Raw genomic sequence first — 24,171 nt, 5'->3', positions numbered from 1 at the left:
GCCCCGGTGGGCAGCAGGGTAGGCAGGGCGTCGACGCCGCCCTGGAGGACCAGGTCGGTGATCGCCAGCAGCAGCGCGCCGAACGCGATCGACCAGCCCAGCCGCGCCGGCAGACGCCGGGCACCGGCCATGCGCGCGATATTGGGCGCCGCCAGGCCGATAAAGCCGATGATGCCGACCACCGCCACCACACAGCCGGTGATGAAGACCGCGAGACCCAGCCCGCCCAGGCGCAGCCATTTGAGCGAGACGCCGAGGCTGCGTGCGCTGGCATCGTCCAGCTCCAGCAGCGCCAGCGGGCGCAGCAGCCAGATGGCAAGAGCGCCGGCGATCACCAGACGTGGCAACAGGTAAAGCACGCCGTCCCAGCCGTTCTGGGCCAGTGAGCCGGCGCCCCACACCAGCACGCCCTTGAGCGCCTCCTGGTTGAACAGCAACAGCACCACCGCCAGGGCGCCGAAGTAGAGGTTGACCACCAGGCCGCCGAGTACCACGACGCCGGGTGACAGGCCACGGCGCCAGCCGAGGGCGAACACCAGCCCCATGGCCAGGCCTCCGCCGGCCAGCGCCACCCACTCGCGGCCCAGCACCAGCAGGCCAGGCGCCATCAGGGTGGCGACCATCAGTGCCAGGTTGGCACCGCTGGCCACCCCCAGGGTGGTGGGGGCGGCCAGTGGATTGCGCAACACCTGCTGCATCAGCACCCCGGCCAGCCCCAGGGCGCCGCCGGCGCTCAGCGACATCACCAGGCGCGGCCACCAGCTATAGTGCAGCACCAGCGACTCCGGGTCTGGCGGTTCATTGGCGCCGAGCGCCCCCGAATCGGTCAGGGCAGCAAGCGCCGCCAGGGGGCCGCCCAGCTCGGCCAGGGAGTAGAAGGCGGCCAGCATGCAGGCCACCGCCAGCACCAGGCCGGTGATGCCCAGCGCAGTGGTACGGCGGGCGCGGGATTCAGCGGCGAGCATCGGTATTTCCTTGTGCCTGATCCGGTGTGGTGGCCTGTTCGTTGATGTCGAGGGCGCTGGTGTCGAGAGCGCTGGTATCGGAAGCGCTGGTGTCGGGAGTGTGGGTATCGGGAGCGCGGGTATCTGGCATGTTGCTGGAGAGGGCGTCGCCCAGCAGGGTGGCAAAGCGCCTGGCCGAGGGCAGGGCACCGAAGCTCCACACCGGTGGCAGGGTGACGACGTCGTCGCGCTGGACGCTGCCCAGATGGCGCCACAGGCCACTGTCGGCCAGCGCCTCGCGGACCCCGGCGATATAGGGTTCGACCACCACGATGCGGGCCTCGGGATAGTTGGCCAGCTGTTCGATGCCGATCAGGCTGAAGCCCCAGGCGTTGGTGGTGCCCTGCCAGGCGTTGGTCAGGCCCATGCGCGTCAGCACCGCCTGGTAGAGGCTGTGCTCACCGAACAGGCGCACGTGGCGTTCATCCATGAACTGGAGCAGCAACAGCGGGCGGGTGTCCTCGGGCAGCCGAGCGGCGATGTCCGCGATGTAGGCCTCGGTCTCCTCGATCAGCGCCTCGGCGGCGTTCTGGCGATCCACCAGTTCGCCGAGATGTCGGGTCAGTGCCAGCGACTGCGACCAGAAGGTGCCCTCGCCGCTGTACATGGCGAGCTGCTTGACCTCGGCGATCGATGAAAGCCGCGGCGCCAGGTTGGCGAACATCGGCGAGATCACGATGGCGTCGGGGTCGAGTTCGGACAGCAGTTCCAGGTTCGGCTGGGTACGCAGGCCGATGTCGGTGGCACCTGGCGGCGCCTCGAGCCCCACCCAGCTTTCGTAGTCGTCGACCTGGGCCAGCGCCACCGGTGGTGCGTCAAGTGCGATCAGCGTCTCGGCCAGGGTCCAGTCCAGGCTGGCGATACGCGGCGTGGCACTGGCCGGAGACGTCAGCAGCCAGGCCGACAGCGCCAGCCACGCCAAGCTATGGTAGCCACCCGAGCGAAAAAGGCCGGAACGCAAGCGCAGGTAAGCCAGGGACACCAGAGAAGGGCGGACAGTCAGAGCACGGCGGACATTCAAGGACAACCTCATTGCACCAGCGCCACCGCGTGTTCGCCGGAGGGATGGGGCATCACCTGCATCGGCACGCCGTAGATGTCCTCGAGCAGGTCGCCGGTCATCAGCGTCTGCGGGTCGCCTTCGGCGATGACGCGGCCGCTGTGCAGGGCGACCAGGCGATCACAGAAGCGTGAGGCCATGTTGATGTCGTGCAACACGATGACCACGCCCAGGTCGAGCTCCCGCGACAGCTTGCGTACCAGGGTCATCACTTCCACCTGATGGGCGATATCCAGCGCCGCCAGTGGCTCGTCGAGCAGCAGCAGGCGGCTGCCCTGGGCCAGCAGCATGGCCAGCCACACCCGGGTACGTTCGCCGCCGGACAGGGTGTCCACCAGGCGATCGGCAAAGCCCTCGGTGTGGGTCAGCGCCATGGCTCGGGCCACGTGTTCGTGATCGTCGCGCCGCGAGCGACCCAGGAGCCCCTTCCAGGGGTAACGACCAAAGGCGATCAGCTCGCGACAGGTCAGGCTTTCGGCACTGGGGAGGTGTTGCGGCAGATAGGCCACTTCACGGGCGAAGGCGCGGCGCCCCCAGGCCTCGAGCGGCTGGCCGTTGAACAGGATGCGCCCCTCGCTGGCCGGCTGCTGCTGAGCCATCAGCTTGAGCAGGGTCGACTTGCCGGAGCCGTTGTGGCCGATCAGTCCGTGGACCCGGCCGGCATCGAAGCTCAGGCTGGTCGGCGACAGCAGGGTCTTGCCCGGGATCGCGAAGGAAGCGGACTGAAGATCGAACATGAAGACGGCTCCGCTGGGTGACTGGGGCAGGGTGGCTTGGGCTGGCTGGTCCGAGCGACCGGGCAGGAAAGACAATGGATAGGAATGGTTATCAATTTGTTTGTTATTGTCAATGATGCACGTCAGGGAGGCGTTGCGCTGAAAGACTATTGATCAACCCTTGTAGAAGGGGCGTAAAGGATGACACCCTGTGGTCCACGACATCGGGCCTCTTCAACGGCGGCAGGGATGCCGACACCGCCAGGCGGGCAATGCGTTTGGCGTGGAGCACGCTAGCGAGAAGAACGCGTCTTGCCTATAGTATGAGGCCCACGATGACGTAAGCTGGTGAGTGGGATACGATTATCCCCACTGAACCCAGCCCAATTTCGACAAGGAAGGAGGTATCACCATGGCACATACTCTGCCGGAACTGCCCTACGCCTACGACGCACTGGAACCCTCCATTGATGCGCTGACCATGGAGATCCACCATTCTCGTCACCACAACACCTACGTCACCAACCTCAACGGCGCCCTGGAAGGCACCGGTCTCGAGGACCTGCCGGTCGACGAGCTGATCTCCAACCTGGAGCGTCTGCCGGAAGACAAGCGCCAGCCGGTCATCAACAACGGCGGCGGCCACTCCAACCACTCGCTGTTCTGGACCGTGATGTCCCCGAACGGTGGTGGCGACCCCAAGGGCAAGGTCGGTGAGGCCATCGAGAAGGAACTGGGCGGCTTTGACGCCTTCAAGGATGCCTTCACCAAGGCCGCGCTGGGCCGCTTCGGCTCTGGCTGGGCCTGGCTCTCCGTCACTCCGGACGGTGCCCTGGTGGTGGAAAACACCCTGAACCAGGACAGCCCGCTGATGCACGGCAACACCCCGGTGCTGGGTCTGGACGTGTGGGAGCACGCCTACTACCTGAAGTACCAGAACAAGCGTCCCGACTACATCGCCGCCTTCTTCAACGTGGTGGACTGGGACGAAGTCGAGCGTCGCTACCAGGCCGCCACTGCCTGAGCGAAGCCGGCCTGACGTCGATGTCTCGACGTCATCCGTGCTAGCGCAAGACCCGCGCCGCGGCCCCCAGGGCCGCGGCGCTTTTCATTGGTGCCCCGGTCGGGGCGCCGTCTGGATTGGTCGTCGCCCTTGTGGTGCGACAACAAGGAGTTTACGCCGTGTCCCGCTCATCCAGCCTGCAGGCACTAGGGCGCCTGTTGCGCTACGCCCGCGGTTATCGTCGACGGATCGTCGCCGCCACCCTGTGTTCGATGATCAACAAGCTGTTTGATATCGCCCCCGAGATCCTGATCGGGGTGGCCATCGACGTGGTGGTCAACCAGGAGCAGAGCTTCGTGGCGGGGCTCGGCTTCGTCTCGGCCAGCTCCCAGATCATTGTGCTGGGGGTGCTGACCTTCTTTATCTGGGCCGGCGAGTCGCTGTTCGAGTACCTCTATCAGATCCTGTGGCGCAACCTTGCCCAGCGCCTGCAGGCCGACCTGCGCCAGGACGCCTACGAGCACGTGCAGCGCCTGGACATGGGCTTCTTCGAGTCTCGCTCGTCCGGTGAGCTGGTCGCCACCATGAGGCCGACCTGCGCCAGGACGCCTACGAGCACGTGCAGCGCCTGGACATGGGCTTCTTCGAGTCTCGCTCGTCCGGTGAGCTGGTCGCCACCATGAACGACGACGTCAATCAGCTCGAGCGCTTCCTCGACGGCGGTGCCAACTCGCTGATCCAGGTCGCCGTCACCGTGGTGGCGGTGGGGGCGGTGTTCTTCGTGCTGTCGCCGCTGATCGCGCTTTTGGCCTTTACCCCGGTGCCGCTGATCCTGTGGGGTGCCTTCGTGTTTCAGCGCAAGGCCGGTCCCCTCTATGCCGACGTGCGTGAGAAGGTCGGGGTGCTGTCCAGCCGGCTGTCCAACAATATTCAGGGTATGGCCACCATCAAGAGCTTTACCGCAGAGGCCCGCGAGGCGGCTCGGCTGAAGGCCGACAGCGAGGCCTACGTGGACGCCAACAGCCGTGCCATTCGTATCAGTTCGGCCTTTATTCCGGTGATCCGCATGGCGATCCTCACCGGGTTTCTGGCCACCTTCATTGTCGGCGGCATGCAGGCGCTGTCCGGTGAGCTCAACGTCGGCGCCTACGGCGTGCTGGTGTTCCTGACCCAGCGGCTGCTGTGGCCGCTGACCGGACTGGCCCAGGTCATCGACCTGTTCGAGCGGGCCATGGCCAGCACCCGGCGTATCCTCGATCTAATCGCTACCCCGATCCGGGTGCGTGACGATGGACGCCGTGAGCTAGAGACGCCGGTGCGTGGCGAGGTGCGCTTTTCAGAAGTGAGCTTTCACTACCCGGGCAGCGGCGCCGGCATCGACGCCGTGGAGCTGGCGGTACCCGCTGGCAGCACCCTGGCGCTGGTCGGGCCCACCGGCTCCGGCAAGTCGACCCTGATCAAGCTGCTGTTGCGCTTTCACGACCCCGACCAGGGGCGGGTCGAGCTCGACGCCGTCCCGGTGGCGGAGCTTCGCCAGGGAGCGCTGCGCGACGCCATCGGCCTGGTCAGCCAGGACGTCTACCTGTTCGAGGGCAGCGTGCGTGACAACATCGCCTACGCTCGTCCCGAGGCCAGTGATGAGGAGGTCATCGCAGCGGCACGCACCGCCGAAGCCTGGGAGTTCATCGAGCGTCTGCCGGACGGCCTCGATACCCGTGTCGGCGAGCGCGGCGTGCGCCTGTCCGGCGGGCAGCGCCAGCGCCTGTCGCTGGCCCGGGCGCTGCTCAAGGATCCCCCGGTGCTGGTGCTGGATGAGGCCACCAGTGCGGTGGACAACGAGACCGAGGCGGCGATTCAGCGCTCGCTGTCGCGTATCGGCGGTGAGCGTACCGTGATCATGATCGCCCACCGGCTTTCGACCATCGTCCACGCCGACCAGATCGTGGTGATGGAGCGGGGGCAGGTGGTCGAGCGTGGAGATCACGCCGAGTTGATCGCCCGGGGCGGGCGCTACGCAGCCCAGTGGCAGGTGCAGACCGGCGAGGCGGCGACGGTGGCAGCCACGTCGCCCTGACCTGGCGCACTGACCTGTCGCCCTGACCTGTCGCGATGCGCGGGGCTTGGCCGCGGGCCCGGTGCCGGCCCATGAACAGGCCCCGGGATCGGCCCCGGAACCGGTTCCGGTGTGGAGGATACGGCTCGCCAGCGCCGTCTGTGCAGTCTAGGGTAAGTAAGTAGTAACTTCCTATGCTGCATGAGGCGTGAAGGATGAGCTGCGTACTGCTCGGGGGCGGAGTCCGTCGCCGGGCGTTCCATCGTCTGCTGCCGGGCTTTGTCGTACCGGGCTTTGTCGTACCGGGCTTTGTTGTACCGGGCATAGCTGCACCTGCCTTGGCGATGCGGGCCTTGCGAGTGTCGGCGTCTTGTTTACAGGCGGCTTGTTTACTGGCGGCTTGGCGTCCGAGTGCCCTGGTCCGGGCCGCTATGCTGCTGGGTTGCCTGGCAACGACACCGGCCCTCGCCGACCTGCGCATCCTGCACCTCGACGTGGGCATGGGTGACGCCACCCTGGTAGTGGATACCGGCAGCGGTCAGAGTCTGTTGATCGATGCGGGAAATCGCGGTGATGGCCGCAGGGTGGTGGCGCCGGCCCTGATCGCACTGGGGATCGATCGACTCGACTATTTTCTCGCCAGCCACTATGACGCCGACCATATCGGTGGCTTCGATGAACTCATCGAGGCGGGCGTCGCCGTCGAGACGGTGCTGGAGCGACCCGGTATCAAGCCCGAGGTGCTGTCTCCCACCGGCCGCGACACCCAGTACGGCGAGTACCTGGCGGCGGCCCGGGCCGTGGGGGCGCGGCTGGTCGAGCTTATCCCCGACTGTCGTCCCGATCATCCCCAGCTGCGACTGGGCGCCGACACCCGTATCCAGGTGGCCGCTGCCGGCGGCAGGCACCTGGCCGGGGATATCGGTTTCTGCGAGGTCGGTGAGCAGTCACTTCATCCACGGCGTGAAAACGCCCGCAGCGTGGCACTGATCATCGAGCACGGGCGCTTTCGCTACTTCACCGGCGGCGACCTCACCGGCGGCGGCGCTCGCAGCGTACCCATGGAAGCCTTCGTCGCCGCCCAGGTGGGCAACGTCGACGTGCTCAAGCTGAATCACCACGGTTCCGACACCAGCACCAGCGACACTTTTGTGCAGACGCTGAGACCCGAGGTGGCCGTGCTCAGCGTCGGCGATGGCGGAGTGAACCTGCGCTATCGCCTGCCGCGTCAGGCTCCGCTGGATCGCCTGGCCAAGCTCAGCCCGGCACCGCTGCTGTTCCAGACGCGCCAGGGCGAAGGTGGAAGCTACCTGGGGGCCTACGTCGAGAATCGCCACATCGTCGTTCACACCGATGGCGAGAGCTACACCATCAACGGCCTGATCTGTGTGGTGGACGAGCGCACCCAGGCAAGCGAGGGAGGACACTGTCGATGAGCAGTTCAGAGCAGGAGGGGCCTCGTCGCGATCGCAGGGACGATGATGCCGACGGCGGCAGCGATAGTGACAATGTTAACGGCAACGGCAGTGAAGACGGCTGCGGAGAGCGTATCCGCAAGTTGCTCGACGACACCACGGCGCTGCTGGACTACGCCCAGGAGTTCGAAGGTTACCCGCCGGAGATCGACCTGACCGCCTACTTCGTGGCCAAGGAAAAGACCGATCGCAAGGAGCTGTTGACCACCGAAGAACTGGCCGGCGTGGTGGATTGCTACCGGCGGCTGTCTCGGCTCTACCCAGGTATCTCGCCACGTACCCTGGCGGCCACGCGCCCGGACAGCGATGGTCGAATGCGCGACAGCCGCACCGGCAAGTACTTGATTCGCCTTTGGTGGTGGACCGGGGCGGTGGTGATGGCGGTGATCGGCTCCAACGTGCTGATGTACGCCATCGATACGGGCCGGCCGTCCTCTGGGCTCGACTGGACCCACTGGAATACCGCGCTCGACTTTATCTACGAGGGACTTCGCCACACCGAGCCCTTTCTTTATGGTGCCCTCGGGGCCTTCGCCTTTGTGCTGCGGGTGACCGCGACCCGGCTGTACAGTCGCACCTTCGATCCCGCGCGGATCGGCGAGCATGTCAATCGCATCGTGCTGGGCACGCTCTCCGGTGGCGCCATCGTGTTGTTCGTCTCCCAGATTCCCACCGATCAGGGCGCACAGGTGGCGCTGAGCGGCGCCGCCCTGGGCTTTCTCGCCGGCTACAGCATCGATTTTCTGTTCGGCACCCTGGACCGGGTGATCTGCGCCTTGCTGGCAAATGACGCGGGCGACAAGACTGGCAAGGCGGCGCGGGCTCGCCGTGATGCCGACGTGGTCCAGGTGCTGGATGATCTGGTCGCCGAGCAGCCAGACGGCGAGGCCAGGCGTCGTCTGGGAGAGGTGATCGAGACGCTCAGGCAGCGCCACCAGGCCTGATGGGTAGGGCAGTCGTAGGCCTCAGCCGCTCATCGCCTGGGGCAGATAGGTGGCGATGCCCGGGAACAGGCTCATCAGCACGATGGCCACGATCATCAGCAGGAAGAAGGGTAGCGTGGCGCGGGTGATCGACATGATGTCACGCCCGGTCAGGCCCTGGATCACGAACAGGTTGAAGCCCACCGGCGGGGTGATCTGCGACATCTCGACCACGATGACCAGGTAGATGCCGAACCAGATCAGATCGAAGCCGGCGGTCTCGATCACCGGCATGATGATCGAGGTCACCAGCAGGATCAGCGAGATACCGTCGAGAAAGCAGCCCAGCACCAGCAAGAACAGGGTCAGCACCACCAGCAGCCAGGCCGGTGACAGACCCATGGCGCCGATCTTCTCGGCCAGGTCCATGGGCAGCTGGGTGAAGCTCATGGCCGAGGACAGAAACGAGGCCCCGGCGATGATGAAGGCGATCATGCAGGAGGTGCGCACCGCGGCGAACAGGGCGTCTTTGAAGATAGTGCTGTTGAAGTGGCCGTTGGCTCGAGCGATCAGCATCGACAGCACGACCCCCGAGGCGGCGGCCTCGGTAGGCGAGGCAAGCCCGCCGTAGATGCTGCCGAGGATGCCGCCGATCAGTGCCAGCAGCGGCAGCAGTTGCAGGCTTCCCGACAGCTTCTGGCGCAGCGGCATGTCGCTGTCGCGCTTGCCCACCGCGCCACGACGATTGCCCACCAGCAGCGACCAGCCGATCACGTAGGTCATGAACAGACCGAGCAGCATCAGTCCCGGCCCGACGCCGGCGATGAACAGGCGAGAGATCGACTGTTCGGTGACCACGCCGTAGACGATCATCATGATCGACGGCGGAATCAACAGCCCCAGGGTCGAGGCGCTGGCCAGGGTACCGATGGCCAGATCGTTGTCGTAGCCGCGCTTTTCAAGCTCCGGCAGGGTCATCTTGCCGACGGTGGCGCAGGTCGCCGCCGAGGAGCCGCAGACCGCGGCAAACAGCCCGCTGCCGATGATGTTGGAATGCAACAGACGTCCGGGAATACGCCCGAGCCAGGGCGACAGCGCCTGGAACATGTTGTTGGCGAGCCCCGAGCGAAACAGGATCTCGCCCATCCACACGAACATCGGTAGCGCGGTCAGGTCCCAGCCGTAGCTGGCGCCCCAGAAGTCCGAGGCCAGGATCGGGCCGGGCTCCAGCGGAAAGAACAGCGTCAGCACGATAAAGCCGGTGCCGAGCAGGGCGTAGGCGATCCACACGCCGCTGCCGAGCAGCACCGCCAGCGCCAGCAGGGTGACCAGACTGATCGTCAGCATCTCGGCAAGCCCTCCTGGCGAGACATGCGCAGCAGGCGAACAGGAATCCTCGGGTCAGTCATGGCTGGGCTCCTCGTCCGGGGCCTCGAAACGGCGCGGCGCCGTCAGCGCCTGTCTGGCGGTGTCGATCAGCGCTTCGGCCAGGGCCAGGCTCATCAGCGCCATGCCGACCAGCAACGCCAGCTGGGGAATCCACAGCGGAACGGCGAGCAGTCCCGAGGAGACGTCGTCGAACTCGAGGCTCTCGTGCATCAGTTGCCACAGCGATACGCACAACAGCGCGTTGAGCGCCGAAGCCACCGCCAGGCAGAACAGTTCGGTGAAGGCGCGCACCGCCGCCGGCAGGCGCTGGATCACCAGCGACATGCGGATGTGGGCGTGGTGGCTGAAGGTGTAGGCCATGCCGAGAAAGGTCGCGCCCACCAGCAGGAAGGACGCCAGTTCCGACACCCCGGTGATCTCGAGGCCAAGACGCGCGCCGCCGAACAGCACCAGCAGGGCATCCAGCAGGCGAAACAGCACCTGGATGGTGATCAGGCCGCAGATGGCGACCATGGAGGCGGCCGCACCCAGCCCACCAAGGCGGTAAAGCGGCATCAGGCGAAACTTCATGGGCGATCCTTGGCGTCAGTGGAGCGATACGTTGTCCGTGAGTCGTTGACCGCACCTTTCTTGCACGGCGTCGCGACGTGGCGTGTTGCGAAAGACAGGCCGTGAACGGGACAACGAACGAGCGGCGAGGAAGTCCCTCACCGCTCGTCCCGAGCGCTATTCGGTGTTGGCGCGGTAGTCCTCGATCAGCGCCTTGGCCCGGTCATCGGCGCGGCTCTCCCAGTCCTGGAAGAGCTTGTCGCCGGCCTCGGAAAGGGCTCCGGCCACCGCCTCGTTGGGCTCGCCAATGGTGATGGCGTTTTCCTCCAGGGCCTGGGCGCTGCCTTCCATATCGGCCTTGCTGGCCTCCCAGCCGCGCTCTTCGGCCTCGGCCGCCGCTTCCATCAGCGCTTGCTGGGTCGCCTCATCCAGGCGATCGAAGGCCTTCTGATTGACGAAGATGATGTTCTTCGGAATCCATAGGTTGGCGTCGGAGAAGTGGGAGACATAGTCCCAGGCCGCCATCGACTCGCCGGTGGACACCGAGGTGATCATGGCGTCGACCCGGCCGGTGGAGAAGGCGGTGGGGATGTCCGATTCCTCGGTCTCGGTGGGCAGGCCGCCGAGGTTCTCGGTCAGGCGCTGGGTATTGATGTTGGGCGCACGTACTCTGAGCCCCTCGAACTGGGCGGGGTCATTCAACTCGAAGTCGGTGTAGATACCCTGTGACGGCCAGGGCACCGCGTACAGCGGCTTCATGCCCTGCTCGGCGAACAGCTCCTCGATCACCGGCTTGCTCGCCTGCCACAGCTCCCAGGCCTCGTCGTAGCTGCCGGCGAGCCCCGGCAGGGTGTCCAGTTCGAACACCGGCGACTCGTTGGACAGGATCGACATGAAGATCTCGCCGGCCTGGACGGTACCACGGCGCACCGACGGCTTGATCTCGCCGTGGCTGATCAGCGAACCGCCGGAGTGCACGGTGATGTCGAGCTCGCCATCGGTGGCTTCGCGCACGTCTTCGGCGAACTGCTTGGTGTTCTCGGTGTGGAAGCTGGCATCCCCGTAGGGCGTCGCCAGATTCCATTCGGCGGCCTGGGCGCTGCTGACCGCAGTGGCGGTGGAGAGTGTGGCCACGGCAACGGCCAGCCCCAGGGAGGAGTATCGAGTCATGATGCCTACCTTGTTGTTGTAGAAACGTGGCGGTGAAAACGACGTGTCGTGATGGAGGTATCAGTCTGACTATGCAGCATCGGGCAGGATGGCGTTGAAGATCAAGCCACCTTGCCGATGCCGCTGGGCTCTCAGGCCTTCTTGAACAGCTGGCTTTCGCGATCCTTGAACGCCTTGAACTCCAGGGCGTTGCCGGACGGGTCCTTGAAGAACATGGTGGCCTGCTCGCCGGGCTCGCCCTTGAAGCGGATGTAGGGTTCGATCTCGAACTTGACGCCATGGGACTTGAGCTTCTCGGCCAGGGCCTCCCAGGCGTCCATTTCCAGTACCACGCCGAAGTGCGGCACCGGCACACCGTGGCCGTCCACCGGGTTCTTGTGGGCAGCGTCGGCGGCGTCCTTGAGACCGGGGTTCAGGTGGCAGACGAACTGATGGCCGTAGAGGTCGAAGTCGACCCAGGACTCGGAGCTGCGGCCTTCGGGGCAGCCGAGAAAGTTGCCATAGAACTCGCGGGCCTCGTCGATATCACGGACCTGAATGGCAAGATGGAAGGGATCGCTGACGGCCATGGGGAAACTCCGGAGTGGGTGAAGGGGTATATCACTGATTCTTGGCCGGGGAGGATCGTGGCGTCAATCTTCTTGCCGAATTTGTCGGGAATCGACTCGGGCGTTAGATTCAACTGACAAGAGGAGATTGTGTGGCGCCCCGGCAACGCGATCGAAGCATCCACGAAAGGGCTCGAAGGAAAGCGCTCGGAGCGCGCGCTGGACGCCACGATGGCGACAGAAGACAGCGGAAGACGACAATAACAGGTTCGTTAACCACCTGACGTCCATTGGCAAAGGTTCACCAAAGGACGTCGACAACAGAGGCTGCCCCCATGCCGATACCCCGACTCAACTGCGACGTTGGCGAGAGCTTTGGTGCCTGGAAGATGGGCCGTGACGCCGACGTGATGCCCTATATCGACTGCGCCAATATCGCCTGTGGCTTCCACGCCGGCGACCCTGACGTGATGCGACGCACCGTAGGCTACGCCGTGGCCAATGACGTGCTGGTCGGCGCCCACCCCGGCTATCCCGACCTGGTGGGTTTTGGCCGGCGCAGCCTGGCGGTGTCCGCGAGCGAAGCCGAGAATCTGCTGCTCTACCAGATCGGTGCCCTCGACGGCGTCTGTCGTGCCGAGGGCACCAGGCTCGGCTACGTCAAGCCCCACGGCGCGCTCTATAACGACATGGCCACCAATATGGAATTGCTGCGCGCCACCATGCGCGCGGTCAAGGCCTATGACGAGAGCCTGCCGCTGTTGGTGATGTCCACCGCCGACACCGCCGCAGTGAGGGCGCTGGCCGAGGAGGAGGGCGTCAGCCTGTGGTTTGAGGTGTTCGCTGACCGTGCCTATGACGGCGAAGGTCGGCTGGTGTCCCGGCGTGAGCCAGACGCGGTGCATCACGATGAGGACACCATCGTCGGCCAGGCGGTGACCCTGGCCCGGGGCGAGGCGCTGACCGCCCGCGACGGCACCAAACTGGTCCTTCCCGCCGATACCCTGTGCGTGCACGGCGACAACGAGAGTTCAGTGGCGGCGGTGCGCGCCATCCGCGAGGCCTTCGACCAGCTGGAGGGGGCATGACGCCGAGCCCACGCCTTGAGACAGTGGCCTTCGACAGTCTGATCGTGCGGCTGTTCGACGCCATCGACGAGTCGCATATGCCCTGGGTGCTGGCGGCGGTGGACGCCATCCGCGAGCGGCTGGGCGAGGATGCCCTGGAGGTGGTGCCGTCCTACACCACGGTACTGGTGCAGCTCGATATCCGCAGGCTGTCGCTTGGCGAGGCTCGAGCGCGCCTCGGCGAGGCCTTGGCGAACCTTTCGCCCCGGGCGACGGAGGACGGTAGCCTGCACGAGATCCCGGTGTGGTATGACGCAAGCGTCGGCCCTGAGCTTGAGCTGATCGCTCAGCGCGCAGGCATCACCGCCGACCAGGTCATCGAACGCCACTGCGCCCACGACTACAGCGTGTTCGCGCTGGGATTTGCCCCCGGCTACGGCTTCATGGGACTGGTCGAGGACGCCCTGGCCACGCCTCGACTCAAGACACCGCGCCAGAAGGTCGCCGCGGGCAGCGTCGGCATCGCCGATCGCCAGACCGCCGTCTACCCGGCGCCGTCGCCTGGCGGCTGGAACCTGATCGGACGCACCGCCACCCGGCTGTTCGATCGCGAGCGCGAGGGTTACACCCTGTTCAAGCCCGGCGATCGCGTGCGCTTTGTGGCCATCGACCGCGCCACCTTCGAGGCGCAGGGTGGCGACACCACTCCCCAACCCCCGGCCGAGGAGAGCGGCGCATGAGTCTCAAGGTGGAACGCGCAGGTCCCCTGGCGCTGGTGGTCGATGGTGGTCGTCAGGGTGTGCGCCATCTGGGCGTGACCCAGGGCGGTGCCATGGATTGGGTGGCGCTGGGCTGGGCCAACTGGCTGCTGGGTAACGCCCCGGACGCCCCCGGCATCGAGATCATGGTGGGCGGCCTTGCGCTGGTGGTCGAGGCCGACGTGAGCGTGGCGCTGGCCGGTGCCGACCTGGGCGCGACCCTGGACGGCGAACCCCTGGCTCTGGCGGAGCCGGTAACGCTCAAGCGTGGTCAGCGGCTGGTGTTCGAGCGGCCGAAAAGTGGCCTGCGCACCTATCTGGCACTGCCGGGCGGGGTCGAGGCGAGCGCCATCATGGGCAGCGTCACGAGCACCGTGCGAGAAGGGCTCGGTGGCCTCGACGGTTTCGGCAAGCCGCTGGCCCAGGGCGACGTGCTGACGCCAAAGCAGGATCGGCCCTCGGGCGGCGATCGTCGCCTGCCACGGCGGGACGCCGACAAGGGGCAGCGGGACGCTGATCGAGAGCAGGGGGCTCTGGTCACGGCAAGCGACGGGCCACTGGCGCTGTCGCTGGTGCCCGGGGCCCAGATCGCGAGCTTCTCGGGCACCAGCCTGTATCGCGCCTTCAATGACGTCTGGACGCTGGATCAGCGCGCCGATCGCATGGGGATTCGCCTGACCGGGCCACAGCTTGAGGGCAGCATGAGCGGTATGGTGTCGGAAGGCATTCCGCTGGGGGCGGTGCAGGTACCGCCGGACGGCCAGCCGATCATTCTGATGAACGACCGCCAGACCATCGGCGGCTACCCGCGCCTGGGGGCGCTGACCCCGCTGGCCTGCGCCCGCCTGGCCCAGTGCCTGCCTGGCACCGAGGTGCGCCTGGTGCCGGAGTCGCCGGAGCGTGCCCGCGATGACCATCTGAGGCAGCTTGCCCGTTGGGAGTAGGGGCGGTGGGCTGCCCTCCAACAAGGCCTTGCAGCGGATTCCGATGCAGCAGCAGGCGAGGATAGCGGTCGGGCCGAAACGCAAAGCGCCCCGTTCATGGACGGGGCGCTTTTCCTTCATTTGGGTCAGTGGCTAGAAACGATAGCTCAGGGTAGCGCTGACGCTGCGCTCGGCGCCGAAGTAGCAGAATTCGAGCGAGTTGCAGGAGGCCACGTAGTCCTCGTCCAGCAGGTTGCTGACGTTGAGGCGGCCGCTGACGTTGGTCAGCCCCACCTGGCTGAAGTCATAGCCCAGGGTGGCGTCGACCAGGGTGTAGTCCGGGACCGACTTGGTGTTGTCGCGGTCGGCCTGGATATCGGCGTGGTAGCGCACCCCGAGGCCGGTGTTGAGCCCGGCCAGCGGTCCCTTGAGGAAGTCGTAGTAGCCCCACACCGAGGCGATGTGCTTGGGCGAGTAGATGGCGTCGTTGCCTTCCTCGCTGGGGGCATCGCTTTCGGCGTAGGTGATGTCGGTGTAGGCGTAGCCGGCCTGGAGGCTCAGTGCCTCGGTGAGCTGAGTGCGCGCCTCAAGCTCGATCCCCTGGGATTCGATCTCGCCCACGGCGCGATACGGATCGGTGGGCTGCTCCTTGGTGGCCACGTTTTCCTGGGTGATATGGAACAGGGCGATGGAGTACTGGTCCCGAGTACCCAACGGCTGGTACTTGAGCCCGGTTTCCACCTGCTCGCCCTCCATCGGCTCGAGCAGATCGCCGGAGGCATCGACGAAGCTGGTCGGGGTGAAGGCGGTCGAGTAGCTGGCGTAGGGCGAGACGCCGTTGTCGAAGGCGTAGAGCAGGCCAGCGCGGCCGCTGAACTGGGTTTCGTCGAGATCCGAGCTGTCGCCGCTATCGAGGTTGGTGTTCTCGATGTCGACCCAGTCGTAGCGGCCACCCAGGGTCAGGTGCCAGCGATCCCAGCTGATCTGGTCCTGCAGATAGACGCCGGTCTGGTCGAGTTCGTGCTTCTCGCGGGTGGTCACGACGATATCGCCGATGGGGCCAGCACCGTAGCTCGGGTTGAAGGCGTCGATGTTGGGGAAGGTGCCCCCGGACCAGACCACGTCGTTCTCGCGGGTCTGGTAATCGAACCCGGTCAGCACCCGGTGCTCGAAGCCGCCGGTGGAAAAGTTGGCTTCGAGCTGGTTGTCCACGGTCCAGGCCTCGAGATCCTCGTCGGCGCCGGAGTAGTAGCGGTTGAGCTCGGTGTCGTTGGCCCAGCCGTAGGCGTAGACCTGATCCATCTCGACGTCGGATTCCAGATACTTGAGCTTCTGGCGAGCGGTGATGCCGTTGCCGAAACGGTGCTCCAGCTCATAGCCCAGCAGGGTTTGGTCGCGCTCGAAGTTGTCGTAGTCGTCCTCGCCCTCGAAGAAGGTGTTGTCGATATGCCCGCCGGCATGGCTGGTCACCGTGCCGTCGTAGGGCAGACCGGCGTGATAGCCGCCCTCGGGCTCACGCGAGACGTAGGCGTTGAGGTTGAGGGTGGTGGCGTCGGTGATGTCCCAGGTCAGCGACGGCGCGATGGCGTAGCTTTCTTCTTCGGCTTGATCGAACTGGGTATCCGAGGAGCGGGCGATGCCGGTCAGGCGGAAGGCGGCACGCTGGCCTTCGTCGACACTGCCGGTGACATCGAAGGCGGCGCGCTGCTGGTCATTGTTGCCGAAGCCGACCTGCACCTCGCCGGTGGGGCTGTCGCTGAACTCAGGGCGCTTGCTGGTCAGCGCGACCAGGCCGCCAGGGGAGGCGCGACCATAGAGCACCGAGGCCGGTCCCTTTACCACCTCGATGCTTTCGAGCATCCAGGGGTCGACCTTCAGCGAGCTGAAGCTGTTGGTGTCGCCCATCAGCTTGAGGCCGTCGAGGAAGGTATTGCTCAGGCTGCCGTCGGAGAAGCCCCGCAGTACCAGATAGTCGTAGCGGTTGGACGACCCTAGCTGGTTGGTATAGACCCCGGGGGTGTAGTCCAGCGCCCGCTGCACCGTCTGGGCACCACGTCGCTCGATCTGCTCGGCGCTGACCGTAGAAGTGGCCTGGGGCGTCTCGAGGAAGGGCGTATCGGTCTTGGTGGCGGCCTGGCCGGTGACCGTCATGGTGCCCAGCTCGGTATCGGCGGAGGTGCCGGCATTGGCGGCATCTTCACTGAGGGTGGTCTGGGCCAGCGCGGCGGAGGACACGCTGGCCGCCAGCAGCGCCGGGCCAGCCTTCAAGGCGAAAGGTTTCAGGGCGAAAGACGTCAGCGCGAAGGGCAGGGTCGAGGTGATACGCATGTTGTCGCTTACCATTGGGAGCAGGGAAAGGCGCCGCGGGGTAGGCACCTGAACAAAGCGGTCATGTTTCGGTAATGCGAATTATTACATTTTGCGAGTGGGCCTGTTTATGCGCGGCGCCAAGAACCTTATGCGTGGTGACAGGACCTGCGCCGATAATGAAACCTCAGTAGCCAAGTGCGATCGGCGTAGCGAGTGCTAGGCGCTGTCCGAAAAGTCGACGAGCGAAGGTTAGACAAGGCAAAAATCGGTGAGAAAGCGCAGTTTACGGGGTGTAAATGAGCATGTTGATCCGATTTTTAACGCCGTATTACCGAGCGCAGGCACTTTTCAGACAAGCCCTAGCTGATGTAGTGGATCCAGTCACCGACGAAGCACCGCCCGACGGCTGGGTGCCGTTGCGGTGTACTGTGTCCAGTTGAGGTCTCGGGGGGAGAGGTGCCCAGGGGGGCTGGGCGAAGGGCGAAGGGCGAAGGGCGAAGGTCCTGGAAGCGTCTAGCCAACGTCGCGGGGTGAGACCCCGAAGCGCCGCCGAAAGGCGGTAGAGAAGTTGGAGGCGTGGCTGTAGCCGCTCTCGAAAGCGGCCTGCTGCACGCTGGCGCCCTGCGCCAGCAGCTCGTGGGCCAGGGTCAGTCTGCGTTCTCGCAGGTAGTCGAAGACCGAAACGCCGAACAGGCGCTGGAACTTGGCGCGCAGGCCCGAGGCGCTCATGGACGCCATCGCCGCCAGCTGCTCGAGGCAGTAGGACTCGGCGGGAAAGTCGTGCAGCCGCTGGCGGATCCGCTCCAGCCGCTGGCGCTCCGGCAGGGGCAGGTCACCGCGCTGGCGCGGGCCGGGATGTCGCAGGCCGTGGGCCAGCAGTTGCAGGCCGATGGCCTCCATCAATAGCTGGCGCTGGCCGGGGGAAGGCTGCGGCATGACCGCCTGTTCGAGCATCGGCGCCAGATAGCCCGGCAGTGGCCAGATGTGCAGATGAGGACGCGGGGCGTCGAGCAGTTCGGTGATGTCCGGGCGCTGGCTCAACGAGGCGATCGCGGCCTGGTCCAGCGACAGGTTCAGGGTGCGCAACCGCTGCCCCTCATCCTGATGCACGCGCAGGGAAACCTGATCGGCGAGCCGGGCGCTCAGTGCGCTGCCGGCGGTGAGCCGCTGCCGCCGTCCTCCGGTGTCGACCACGATGGCGCCTTCCATCACCACGCACACGAACAGCGGCGAGGCCATGGTGGAGCAGGAGTCGTAGGGCTTGAGCACCTCGACATCGGAAAAGGTCAGATGCCAGCCGCTGCGTACCTCTTCCTCGATGACGCGGCCTCTAAGAATTTCCAGGTGGTGGGCCACCGCCGGGAAGCGGGCGCCGTCGAAGCGGTAGTCGATGCCATGGCGCTGGCCGAAGCGAAGAAAGTCCCGCGCGCGGATGACCCGGGTATCACCAAGTCCCGCGGCGGCCCCGGCCAGCGGGCGCGAGCGAGGCTGAGCGCCACTCGACTCGCAGGCTTGCGCGTGGCTTGCAGCGCTCATCTTCAGCTTGCGACCAGGCGGCGGGCGTCGCCGCGGGAGGGGAAGGTCTGCACCACTGCCCCTGTGCTCTGGGGCATCGCTGTGGTCCTGGGCTGTCTGACCTTGTTGCCGGTCTTGTTGCTGGTCGTGTTGCTGGTCTTGCTGCTCGCCCTGGCAACGGCGGCATCGTCCAGCGGGCAGTTGCCGCAGCAGCCGAAGTCCTCGAGTCGATAGCGCAGGCAACATAGCCGCCGTGTGCGCTGGGTCTCGCCGTGTTCGTCGGGCAGGTAGCGCACCGGCATGAACAGGGGATTGCGCCGGCCATCCGGGTAGACCCGGTGGTCGATCAGGCGCAGCGCCTCGTCGCCGAGCCCAGGTGAGGCCATGGGGTGGTGCACGGCAGCCTTGGCAAAGTACTCGAAGTAGTTGCCGAAGTTGCTCCAGAACACCTTGGGAGAGGCCCCGGAGACGCAGCCCAGCATGTCGACCAGCGGTGCCACATGCCCCTGCAGCAGGCGTTCGAAGCGCTCGAAGGCGTCGAGTGACCCCAGCGGGGTGCCTTCGTGGGGCAGGGCGATGCCAATCGTCTGGCCGCTGTCGCTGAGATACAGGCCCATCTGATCCAGCGCTACCGGCAGGTCGCGCTCCAGCAGCAGGTTGGAGGCCAGGGTATGGGCGGCCATCGCGCTGAAATGCCACTTGGACCAGAGCGAGGCCACCGCCTTGAGGTCATCGCCCTGGTACTGGGCGGCGAAGCGCTCGAGCAATTCGTCCAGCACGCCAGGTTCGAGCAGACGCTCGGCAGGCATGGCGTCGTCGGGTAGCTCGGCCGCGACGGTGGGTACGGCAAGGTGTTCCAGGGGACCGCAATACAGACGAGGCAGCGCTGATGTCATGGGGTGTCCTGCAGGCCGGAGGCTTGAGGTCATAAGACCAACGGTGGACACCATAAATTAAATGCGAATTGTTATCAAGAATATTGCCGATAGCCGGCGTCGATCGATTGAATGCTGGCGGCCCGCCAGACCTGGCTGGGGCTGGGCCCCTGGTCGATATCCGAGCACATGTCGACCCGTGCAAGCGTGAGGGTATGGCAATGGACGACCAGCTCACCGCTCGCGTCCCCGACCTTGCCTTTGCCATCGCCCTCGCCGGACTGGCGCCAGCGCCAGATCTGGCGGCGGTATTGCAGTTCGTTGTCGCCGTCGTTGTCGCTGTCGTTGTATGTGTGCTGGCCGGGCATCTCTTGCGGGTCCAGGGCGTTGTCCTCGACCAGCGCCAGTTCGACGCAGGGCAGGGCCGAGTCCCTGGCCAGCCACTGGAGCGCGGCGACCTCGGCGCACTGCTGGGCCGGGGTCAGGTGGGAGGCTCCACGATAGCCAGGCAGGAAGCGCCGCCCCTGCGCCTCGGCTTGCAGCATGGGCAACGCCTGGTCGGGCTCGATACGCCCGTATTTGCGCACCGGTGACAGCAGGATGATGCTCGCGGCGAAGCGGCAACCGCCCAGGTGGCTGCTCTCCCACACGTCGAAGGGCAGGCGATGTTCCTCCACGGCGCGGGCCAGCGCCTTGTAGCTGCGATAGCCGTAGCGCGCGCAGCACTTGTCCTTCTTGCCGTGGGTGCAGCACAGCACCAGGTCGTGGTGCTGCGGTGTGGACGGCCAGCGCTCGAGATCCTCGCCCGCGGCCAGCGCCTCGACAAAGGCCACCAGCGCGCTGCGGTCTAGCTGAAGACGCCGACGCTCCGGCATCAGGATCACCTCGTGGACCTCGGCAGGCTGATCACGACGATGGATCAGATTGACCCGACGACCGCTGGCGGCCAGGGCGTCGAGTTGCGCTGCCAGCTCGGGGGGCATGTCGCTGGCGTGGCGCAGGTTGCGCTGCCACCTGGCCCGGGGCCAGCTGATCAAGAGGTTGCGCTCGGCGTGGGCGCCGCTGCCGGGCAGCGGATCCCCCGCTTCGCGAGACAGGTCGGTGCAGAAGACGTGGCTCATGGCCTCGGCCCTGACGTTGTCGAAGGATGCCTTGCCTGAGTGTGCGTCGAAGACGACTCGGCGGTTGGTCTCTGCTGCGCCGTCTGCGATTCACGGCGCCCCAGCAAAGGTACGCACAGCGGCTTGCCGCTTTCAGGGTCGACCATGACGTGGGCGTCGAGGTCGAAGACGCGCTTCAGATTGTCGGCGGTGAACACCTCTCGCGGTGCGCCGCTGGTGAGGATGCGGCCGTCGCGCATCATCACCAGCTCGTCGGCGTAGGCGGCGGCCAGGTTGAGGTCGTGCAGCACCAAAAGCAGGGTGCGCCCCTGGTCGTGGGCCAGTCCCGAGAGCAACTCCAGCAGGTCCACCTGGACCTTGAGGTCAAGAAAGGTGGTGGGCTCATCGAGCAGGATCAGGTCGGTCTGCTGGGCCAGCACCATGGCGATCCAGCAGCGCTGGCGCTGTCCACCGGACAGGGTGTCGACGTGGCGTTCGGCGAACTCGGTGACCCGGGTGTAGGCCATCGCCTGCTTGACCACCTCAGCGTCGCGACGGGCATCGCGTTGCCACAGGCGCTGGTGGGGAAAGCGTCCCATTGCCACCAGCTGGCGCACGCTCAGCCCCTCCGGTGCCGTCGGCCCCTGGGGCAGCAGTCCCAGATGCTGGGCGACCTCGCGGGTGGAGCGACGGTGAATATCCTGACCGTCGAGCAGCACCTGGCCGCCCTGGGGCTTCAAGGTGCGTGCCAGGGTCTTCAGCAGGGTCGACTTGCCGCTACCGTTGGGACCGAGCAGCACCGTCAGCTTGCCTGGCGCCACCGCGATATCCACCCCGTCCAGTACCAGCCGTTCCTCGTAGCCGACCTTGAGAGAATGTCCCGCCAACGGGTGGCCGAGCGCGGACGCCGCCGTCGATCCATCGGACGGCACGTCAGACGATCCGTCTGACGACACGCCTGACGATGCATCGGACCGGTGTCGGGGGGCCGCGCTGGACGAGGGTGTGGTCGGCAAAGAAGGCTGAGATGAGGTCATGCAAGGCCCGCCTGGGGTGTGTGGCAGCAGCACGGTATGACAAAAAATTCTCATTTTCAATCCGGCCAGGCCCGTATCGGCGCGGTTTGTCGGCATGGCGCGCGGCGTTTTAGCACAGTGTGTTGTTAGCTTATGCCGAACGAATGGTTCGCATTTCGTGGACATCAGGAAAGCGATTAATTAGGATAATCGTTCTCATTTGTATGTGAGATGGCAATAAACGACGCAATGCGGCATCGAGGCTTCGGTAAGGTGCGGCCGTTCGGGAAGGTGGCGAATCGCATCGCCACCGCTCGCCGGGAGCGGCAGCACGGGGCAGGGACGACGTCCGAGAGCAACGTCCTGGCGTGAGGGACTCGCCAGACCTCGAGTCAGCGTTTGCGCGATCATTCGATTTAGCAAAAGGAACGATGCACGACATGAAACGTCATGCTCTCTGGCCCACCGTTTCACTGCTTGGCCTGGTGGCCGCACAGCAGGTCGCGGCGCAGACCTCCGTCGATACCTCTTCCTCGAACGGCGCCCGTGCCGACGAGGCCCCGACCATGGTGGTGACCGCCTCGCGGACCAATACCACCGCGGAAGATTCGCCGCAGACCGTGCGCATCATCAGCGAGGAGGAGATCGCCCAGCAGCTGGACGTGACCACCGACTCCTCCCAGATTCTGAGCAACCTGCTGCCGTCCTACTCGCCCAACCGCCAGAAGATGACCGGCAGCGGCGAGACCCTGAGGGGCCGCACACCGCTGTTTCTGATCGACGGCATTCCCCAGTCGAATCCGCTGCGTCCGACCGGTCGTGAGGCCCACACCATCGATTTCTCCCAGGTGGAGCAGATCGAGGTGATCCAGGGCGCCAACGCCACCAACGGCGTCGGCGCAGCCGGCGGGGTGATCAACATCATCACCAAGCGTCCGGAGCCGGGTTCCTTCAATCAGCACTTCGGCGTGCAGATGACCACCCCGACCAGCGAGCTGGACGAGGACACCCTGAGCTACAAGACCGACTACGGCTTCAGCGGCAACAAGGGCAACGTCGACTATCTGTTTGGTCTGAGCTACGAGGACCAGGGGCTGTACCTCGACGCCAAGGACGACCCGGTCGGTGTCGACAACACCCAGGGCGACCTGATGGACTCGCGCAGCTATGACCTGCTCGGCAAGATCGCCTACTGGATCGACGATGACCAGCGCATCCAGTTCACCCTCAATCACTACGACATCGAAGGTCACAACGACTACGTCAGCGTGACCGGCGATCGCGACGCCGGCATTCCGACCACCTCCGTGCGTGGCACCCCCGAGGGCGACGCCCCCTTCAACGAGGTCTGGACCACTGGTCTGAGCTACGAGAACTACGACCTGGCCGGCATGCACCTTAGCGCCCAGGCCTACTATCAGGACTACGAGGCGTTGTTCGGCGCCACCGACTCCAGCAGCTTCCAGGATCCTTCGCTGGCGCCGGTAGGCACCTACTACGACCAGAGCTCGGCCAAGACCGAGAAGTTCGGCACCAAGGTCTCGCTGACCAAGGACGACCTGTGGAATGACCGGCTCAAGCTGACCGGTGGCTTCGATACGCTGTTCGACGAGACCGAGCAGTACCTGTATCAGAGCAACCGCACCTACGTGCCGCCCACCGATTACACCGACCTGTCGCCGTTCTTCCAGGCCGAACTGCAGCCGATCGACTCGTTGCTGCTGTCCGCCGGGGTGCGCTACGAGTACGCCGAGCTGGATATCGATGACTATCAGACGGTGTGGGCCAACAATGGCGTCGACGTCGAGGGCGGCAATCCCGACTTCGACGAGACGCTCTACAACGTCGGCGCGGTGTGGAAGCCGGTCGATCGCGTCAGCCTGTTCGCCAACTACTCCGAAGGCTTCTCGATCCCTGATGTTGGTCGTGCGCTGCGCGGCATCGATACCCCGGGACAGTCCGTCGACAGCATCGACAACCTGCGTCCCATCGTGACCGAAAACGTCGAGACCGGCGTGCGCTTCGAAGGGGATCGCCTGTCGGCAGAGCTGAGCTACTACGAGTCCACCTCCGACTTCGGCAGCCGCCTGACCGAAGAAGACGGCGTCTTCATCATGAACCGCCAGGAGACCCAGATCACCGGTATCGAGGCCTCGGTGGACTACGCCTTTACCGAGCGCCACTCCGGTCGCCTGGCCTACTCCCACATGACCGGGCTGTATGACAGCGACGACGATGGCGACCTCGATGCCGAACTGTCCGGCCTCGATGTCTCGCCGGATCGTCTGATCGGTAGCTGGTCCGCCAACTGGACCGACAAGGTGTCCACCTTCCTCCAGGCCAACTACTCGTTCGATGAGACCTATGACGAGGACGATCGCGAGTTCGACGGCTATCTGCTGGTGGACGCTGCGGTGGGCTACCAACTGCCTACCGGCAAGCTGAATGTGGGCGTGTCCAACCTGCTCGACGAGGACTACATCACCTACTACTCCCAGAGCGCGCTGGTCAACGACGACCGTTACTTCGCCGGTCGTGGTCGTACCCTGACGGTAGGGTATAGCGTCGACTTCTAAAGGCCGCGTTTGTAAGCACTACGGCTGGAAAGCGCTACTTTTCGTAAGCGCCGCTAGTCGGCTGATCCGGACCGCCGCCAGGACGGCGGCGGTCCACGCGGACGGGCCGTGGTGCCGCTTCGATGACATCAGGCAACGCCT

The 24,171-nt window shown here is 65.5% G+C and carries 19 protein-coding genes and 1 pseudogene; 8 read left to right on the top strand and 12 right to left on the bottom strand.

What is annotated here, in order from left to right; all coding sequences use genetic code 11:
* From NH448_RS06365 to NH448_RS06355, 3 genes are all read right to left on the bottom strand, one after another.
* The coding region (locus NH448_RS06365; protein ID WP_253028555.1) for an iron chelate uptake ABC transporter family permease subunit at positions 1-965 on the bottom strand (965 nt) is incomplete at its 3' end.
* Positions 952-1,926: an iron-siderophore ABC transporter substrate-binding protein gene (locus NH448_RS06360; protein WP_239452531.1), complete on the bottom strand. Its 975-nt coding sequence runs from the start codon at positions 1,924-1,926 to the stop codon at positions 952-954. The genes NH448_RS06360 and NH448_RS06365, both read right to left, overlap by 14 nt.
* A gap of 107 nt (positions 1,927-2,033) precedes the next feature.
* Positions 2,034-2,801 carry an ATP-binding cassette domain-containing protein gene (locus NH448_RS06355; protein ID WP_045992323.1) on the bottom strand — a complete coding sequence of 256 codons (768 nt, stop codon included), beginning with the start codon at positions 2,799-2,801 and terminating at the stop codon, positions 2,034-2,036.
* Positions 2,802-3,192: 391 nt separating this feature from the next.
* On the opposite strand from NH448_RS06355, the gene NH448_RS06350 reads away from it, so the two are divergent.
* From NH448_RS06350 to NH448_RS06335, 4 genes and pseudogenes are all read left to right on the top strand, one after another.
* A complete protein-coding gene (locus NH448_RS06350) occupies positions 3,193-3,804 on the top strand; it encodes a superoxide dismutase (RefSeq protein WP_045992322.1) in 612 nt (203 codons plus the stop codon).
* 158 nt (positions 3,805-3,962) lie between these two features.
* Positions 3,963-5,857, top strand: a pseudogene (locus NH448_RS06345) (ABC transporter ATP-binding protein).
* Positions 5,858-6,267: 410 nt separating this feature from the next.
* Positions 6,268-7,272 (top strand): MBL fold metallo-hydrolase, encoded by a 1,005-nt coding sequence (locus tag NH448_RS06340; protein WP_253028554.1) that lies wholly within the window; start codon positions 6,268-6,270, stop codon positions 7,270-7,272.
* Complete coding sequence (locus NH448_RS06335) at positions 7,269-8,255, top strand: hypothetical protein (RefSeq protein ID WP_253028553.1); 987 nt, start codon at positions 7,269-7,271, stop codon at positions 8,253-8,255. Before NH448_RS06340 ends, NH448_RS06335 begins: the two co-directional genes overlap by 4 nt.
* Before the next feature lie 21 nt (positions 8,256-8,276).
* Here NH448_RS06335 and NH448_RS06330 read toward each other — a convergent pair whose 3' ends face one another.
* The 4 genes from NH448_RS06330 to NH448_RS06315 form a co-directional block, all read right to left on the bottom strand.
* Positions 8,277-9,581, bottom strand: coding sequence for a TRAP transporter large permease subunit (locus NH448_RS06330; RefSeq protein WP_045992316.1), 1,305 nt, complete (start codon positions 9,579-9,581; stop codon positions 8,277-8,279).
* Positions 9,582-9,635: 54 nt separating this feature from the next.
* Positions 9,636-10,193 carry a TRAP transporter small permease gene (locus tag NH448_RS06325; RefSeq protein WP_045992315.1) on the bottom strand — a complete coding sequence of 186 codons (558 nt, stop codon included), beginning with the start codon at positions 10,191-10,193 and terminating at the stop codon, positions 9,636-9,638.
* 156 nt (positions 10,194-10,349) lie between these two features.
* Positions 10,350-11,345, bottom strand: a complete 996-nt coding sequence (locus tag NH448_RS06320; protein ID WP_253028561.1) for a TRAP transporter substrate-binding protein — start codon at positions 11,343-11,345, stop codon at positions 10,350-10,352.
* 128 nt (positions 11,346-11,473) lie between these two features.
* Positions 11,474-11,911, bottom strand: a complete 438-nt coding sequence (locus NH448_RS06315; protein WP_045992313.1) for a VOC family protein — start codon at positions 11,909-11,911, stop codon at positions 11,474-11,476.
* A gap of 314 nt (positions 11,912-12,225) precedes the next feature.
* On the opposite strand from NH448_RS06315, the gene NH448_RS06310 reads away from it, so the two are divergent.
* From NH448_RS06310 to NH448_RS06300, 3 genes are read left to right on the top strand one after another with little or no spacing between them, the layout of a single operon-like run.
* Positions 12,226-12,978 carry a 5-oxoprolinase subunit PxpA gene (locus NH448_RS06310; RefSeq protein WP_253028552.1) on the top strand — a complete coding sequence of 251 codons (753 nt, stop codon included), beginning with the start codon at positions 12,226-12,228 and terminating at the stop codon, positions 12,976-12,978.
* On the top strand, positions 12,975-13,697 hold the full coding sequence (gene pxpB, locus NH448_RS06305; RefSeq protein WP_108132500.1) for a 5-oxoprolinase subunit PxpB: 723 nt from the start codon (positions 12,975-12,977) through the stop codon (positions 13,695-13,697). Before NH448_RS06310 ends, pxpB begins: the two co-directional genes overlap by 4 nt.
* The gene (locus NH448_RS06300) at positions 13,694-14,659 is read left to right on the top strand and encodes a biotin-dependent carboxyltransferase family protein (RefSeq protein ID WP_253028551.1); all 966 of its coding nucleotides are present in this window, start codon (positions 13,694-13,696) and stop codon (positions 14,657-14,659) included. The genes pxpB and NH448_RS06300 overlap by 4 nt, the downstream gene beginning before the upstream one ends.
* Before the next feature lie 132 nt (positions 14,660-14,791).
* Here the strand turns inward: NH448_RS06300 and NH448_RS06295 are convergent, their stop codons facing one another.
* From NH448_RS06295 to NH448_RS06275, 5 genes are all read right to left on the bottom strand, one after another.
* Positions 14,792-16,789, bottom strand: coding sequence for a TonB-dependent siderophore receptor (locus tag NH448_RS06295; protein ID WP_253028560.1), 1,998 nt, complete (start codon positions 16,787-16,789; stop codon positions 14,792-14,794).
* A 672-nt stretch (positions 16,790-17,461) separates the two neighbouring features.
* A complete protein-coding gene (locus tag NH448_RS06290; protein WP_253028550.1) occupies positions 17,462-18,484 on the bottom strand; it encodes an AraC family transcriptional regulator in 1,023 nt (340 codons plus the stop codon).
* Between the two features lie 2 nt (positions 18,485-18,486).
* The gene (gene fhuF, locus NH448_RS06285) at positions 18,487-19,359 is read right to left on the bottom strand and encodes a siderophore-iron reductase FhuF (protein WP_253028549.1); all 873 of its coding nucleotides are present in this window, start codon (positions 19,357-19,359) and stop codon (positions 18,487-18,489) included.
* 74 nt (positions 19,360-19,433) lie between these two features.
* The gene (locus NH448_RS06280) at positions 19,434-20,459 is read right to left on the bottom strand and encodes a sucrase ferredoxin (protein WP_253028548.1); all 1,026 of its coding nucleotides are present in this window, start codon (positions 20,457-20,459) and stop codon (positions 19,434-19,436) included.
* Positions 20,456-21,370 carry an ABC transporter ATP-binding protein gene (locus NH448_RS06275; RefSeq protein ID WP_366077664.1) on the bottom strand — a complete coding sequence of 305 codons (915 nt, stop codon included), beginning with the start codon at positions 21,368-21,370 and terminating at the stop codon, positions 20,456-20,458. Before NH448_RS06275 ends, NH448_RS06280 begins: the two co-directional genes overlap by 4 nt.
* Positions 21,371-21,894: 524 nt before the next feature.
* Here NH448_RS06275 and NH448_RS06270 point away from each other — a divergent pair.
* Positions 21,895-24,030, top strand: a complete 2,136-nt coding sequence (locus NH448_RS06270; protein ID WP_253028547.1) for a TonB-dependent receptor — start codon at positions 21,895-21,897, stop codon at positions 24,028-24,030.
* Positions 24,031-24,171: the final 141 nt, after the last annotated feature.

This window comes from Halomonas sp. OfavH-34-E (assembly GCF_024124525.1).
Classification (GTDB): Bacteria; Pseudomonadota; Gammaproteobacteria; order Pseudomonadales; family Halomonadaceae; genus Halomonas; species Halomonas litopenaei.
The sequence above is the reverse complement of the archived record's forward strand: the minus strand, read 5'-3'. Positions and strand labels throughout refer to the sequence as shown.

What these genes read in the sequence shown, in the direction of transcription:
- NH448_RS06325 (WP_045992315.1), bottom strand. Translation starts at nt 10,193, where the DNA reads ATGAAGTTTCGCCTGATGCCGCTTTACCGCCTTGGTGGGCTGGGTGCG.
- NH448_RS06280 (WP_253028548.1), bottom strand. Translation starts at nt 20,459, where the DNA reads ATGAGCCACGTCTTCTGCACCGACCTGTCTCGCGAAGCGGGGGATCCG.
- NH448_RS06300 (WP_253028551.1), top strand. Translation starts at nt 13,694, where the DNA reads ATGAGTCTCAAGGTGGAACGCGCAGGTCCCCTGGCGCTGGTGGTCGAT.
- fhuF (WP_253028549.1), bottom strand. Translation starts at nt 19,359, where the DNA reads ATGACATCAGCGCTGCCTCGTCTGTATTGCGGTCCCCTGGAACACCTT.
- NH448_RS06330 (WP_045992316.1), bottom strand. Translation starts at nt 9,581, where the DNA reads ATGCTGACGATCAGTCTGGTCACCCTGCTGGCGCTGGCGGTGCTGCTC.
- NH448_RS06350 (WP_045992322.1), top strand. Translation starts at nt 3,193, where the DNA reads ATGGCACATACTCTGCCGGAACTGCCCTACGCCTACGACGCACTGGAA.
- NH448_RS06310 (WP_253028552.1), top strand. Translation starts at nt 12,226, where the DNA reads ATGCCGATACCCCGACTCAACTGCGACGTTGGCGAGAGCTTTGGTGCC.
- NH448_RS06270 (WP_253028547.1), top strand. Translation starts at nt 21,895, where the DNA reads ATGAAACGTCATGCTCTCTGGCCCACCGTTTCACTGCTTGGCCTGGTG.
- NH448_RS06290 (WP_253028550.1), bottom strand. Translation starts at nt 18,484, where the DNA reads ATGAGCGCTGCAAGCCACGCGCAAGCCTGCGAGTCGAGTGGCGCTCAG.
- NH448_RS06295 (WP_253028560.1), bottom strand. Translation starts at nt 16,789, where the DNA reads ATGACGGTCACCGGCCAGGCCGCCACCAAGACCGATACGCCCTTCCTC.
- NH448_RS06315 (WP_045992313.1), bottom strand. Translation starts at nt 11,911, where the DNA reads ATGGCCGTCAGCGATCCCTTCCATCTTGCCATTCAGGTCCGTGATATC.
- NH448_RS06355 (WP_045992323.1), bottom strand. Translation starts at nt 2,801, where the DNA reads ATGTTCGATCTTCAGTCCGCTTCCTTCGCGATCCCGGGCAAGACCCTG.
- NH448_RS06340 (WP_253028554.1), top strand. Translation starts at nt 6,268, where the DNA reads ATGCTGCTGGGTTGCCTGGCAACGACACCGGCCCTCGCCGACCTGCGC.
- pxpB (WP_108132500.1), top strand. Translation starts at nt 12,975, where the DNA reads ATGACGCCGAGCCCACGCCTTGAGACAGTGGCCTTCGACAGTCTGATC.
- NH448_RS06335 (WP_253028553.1), top strand. Translation starts at nt 7,269, where the DNA reads ATGAGCAGTTCAGAGCAGGAGGGGCCTCGTCGCGATCGCAGGGACGAT.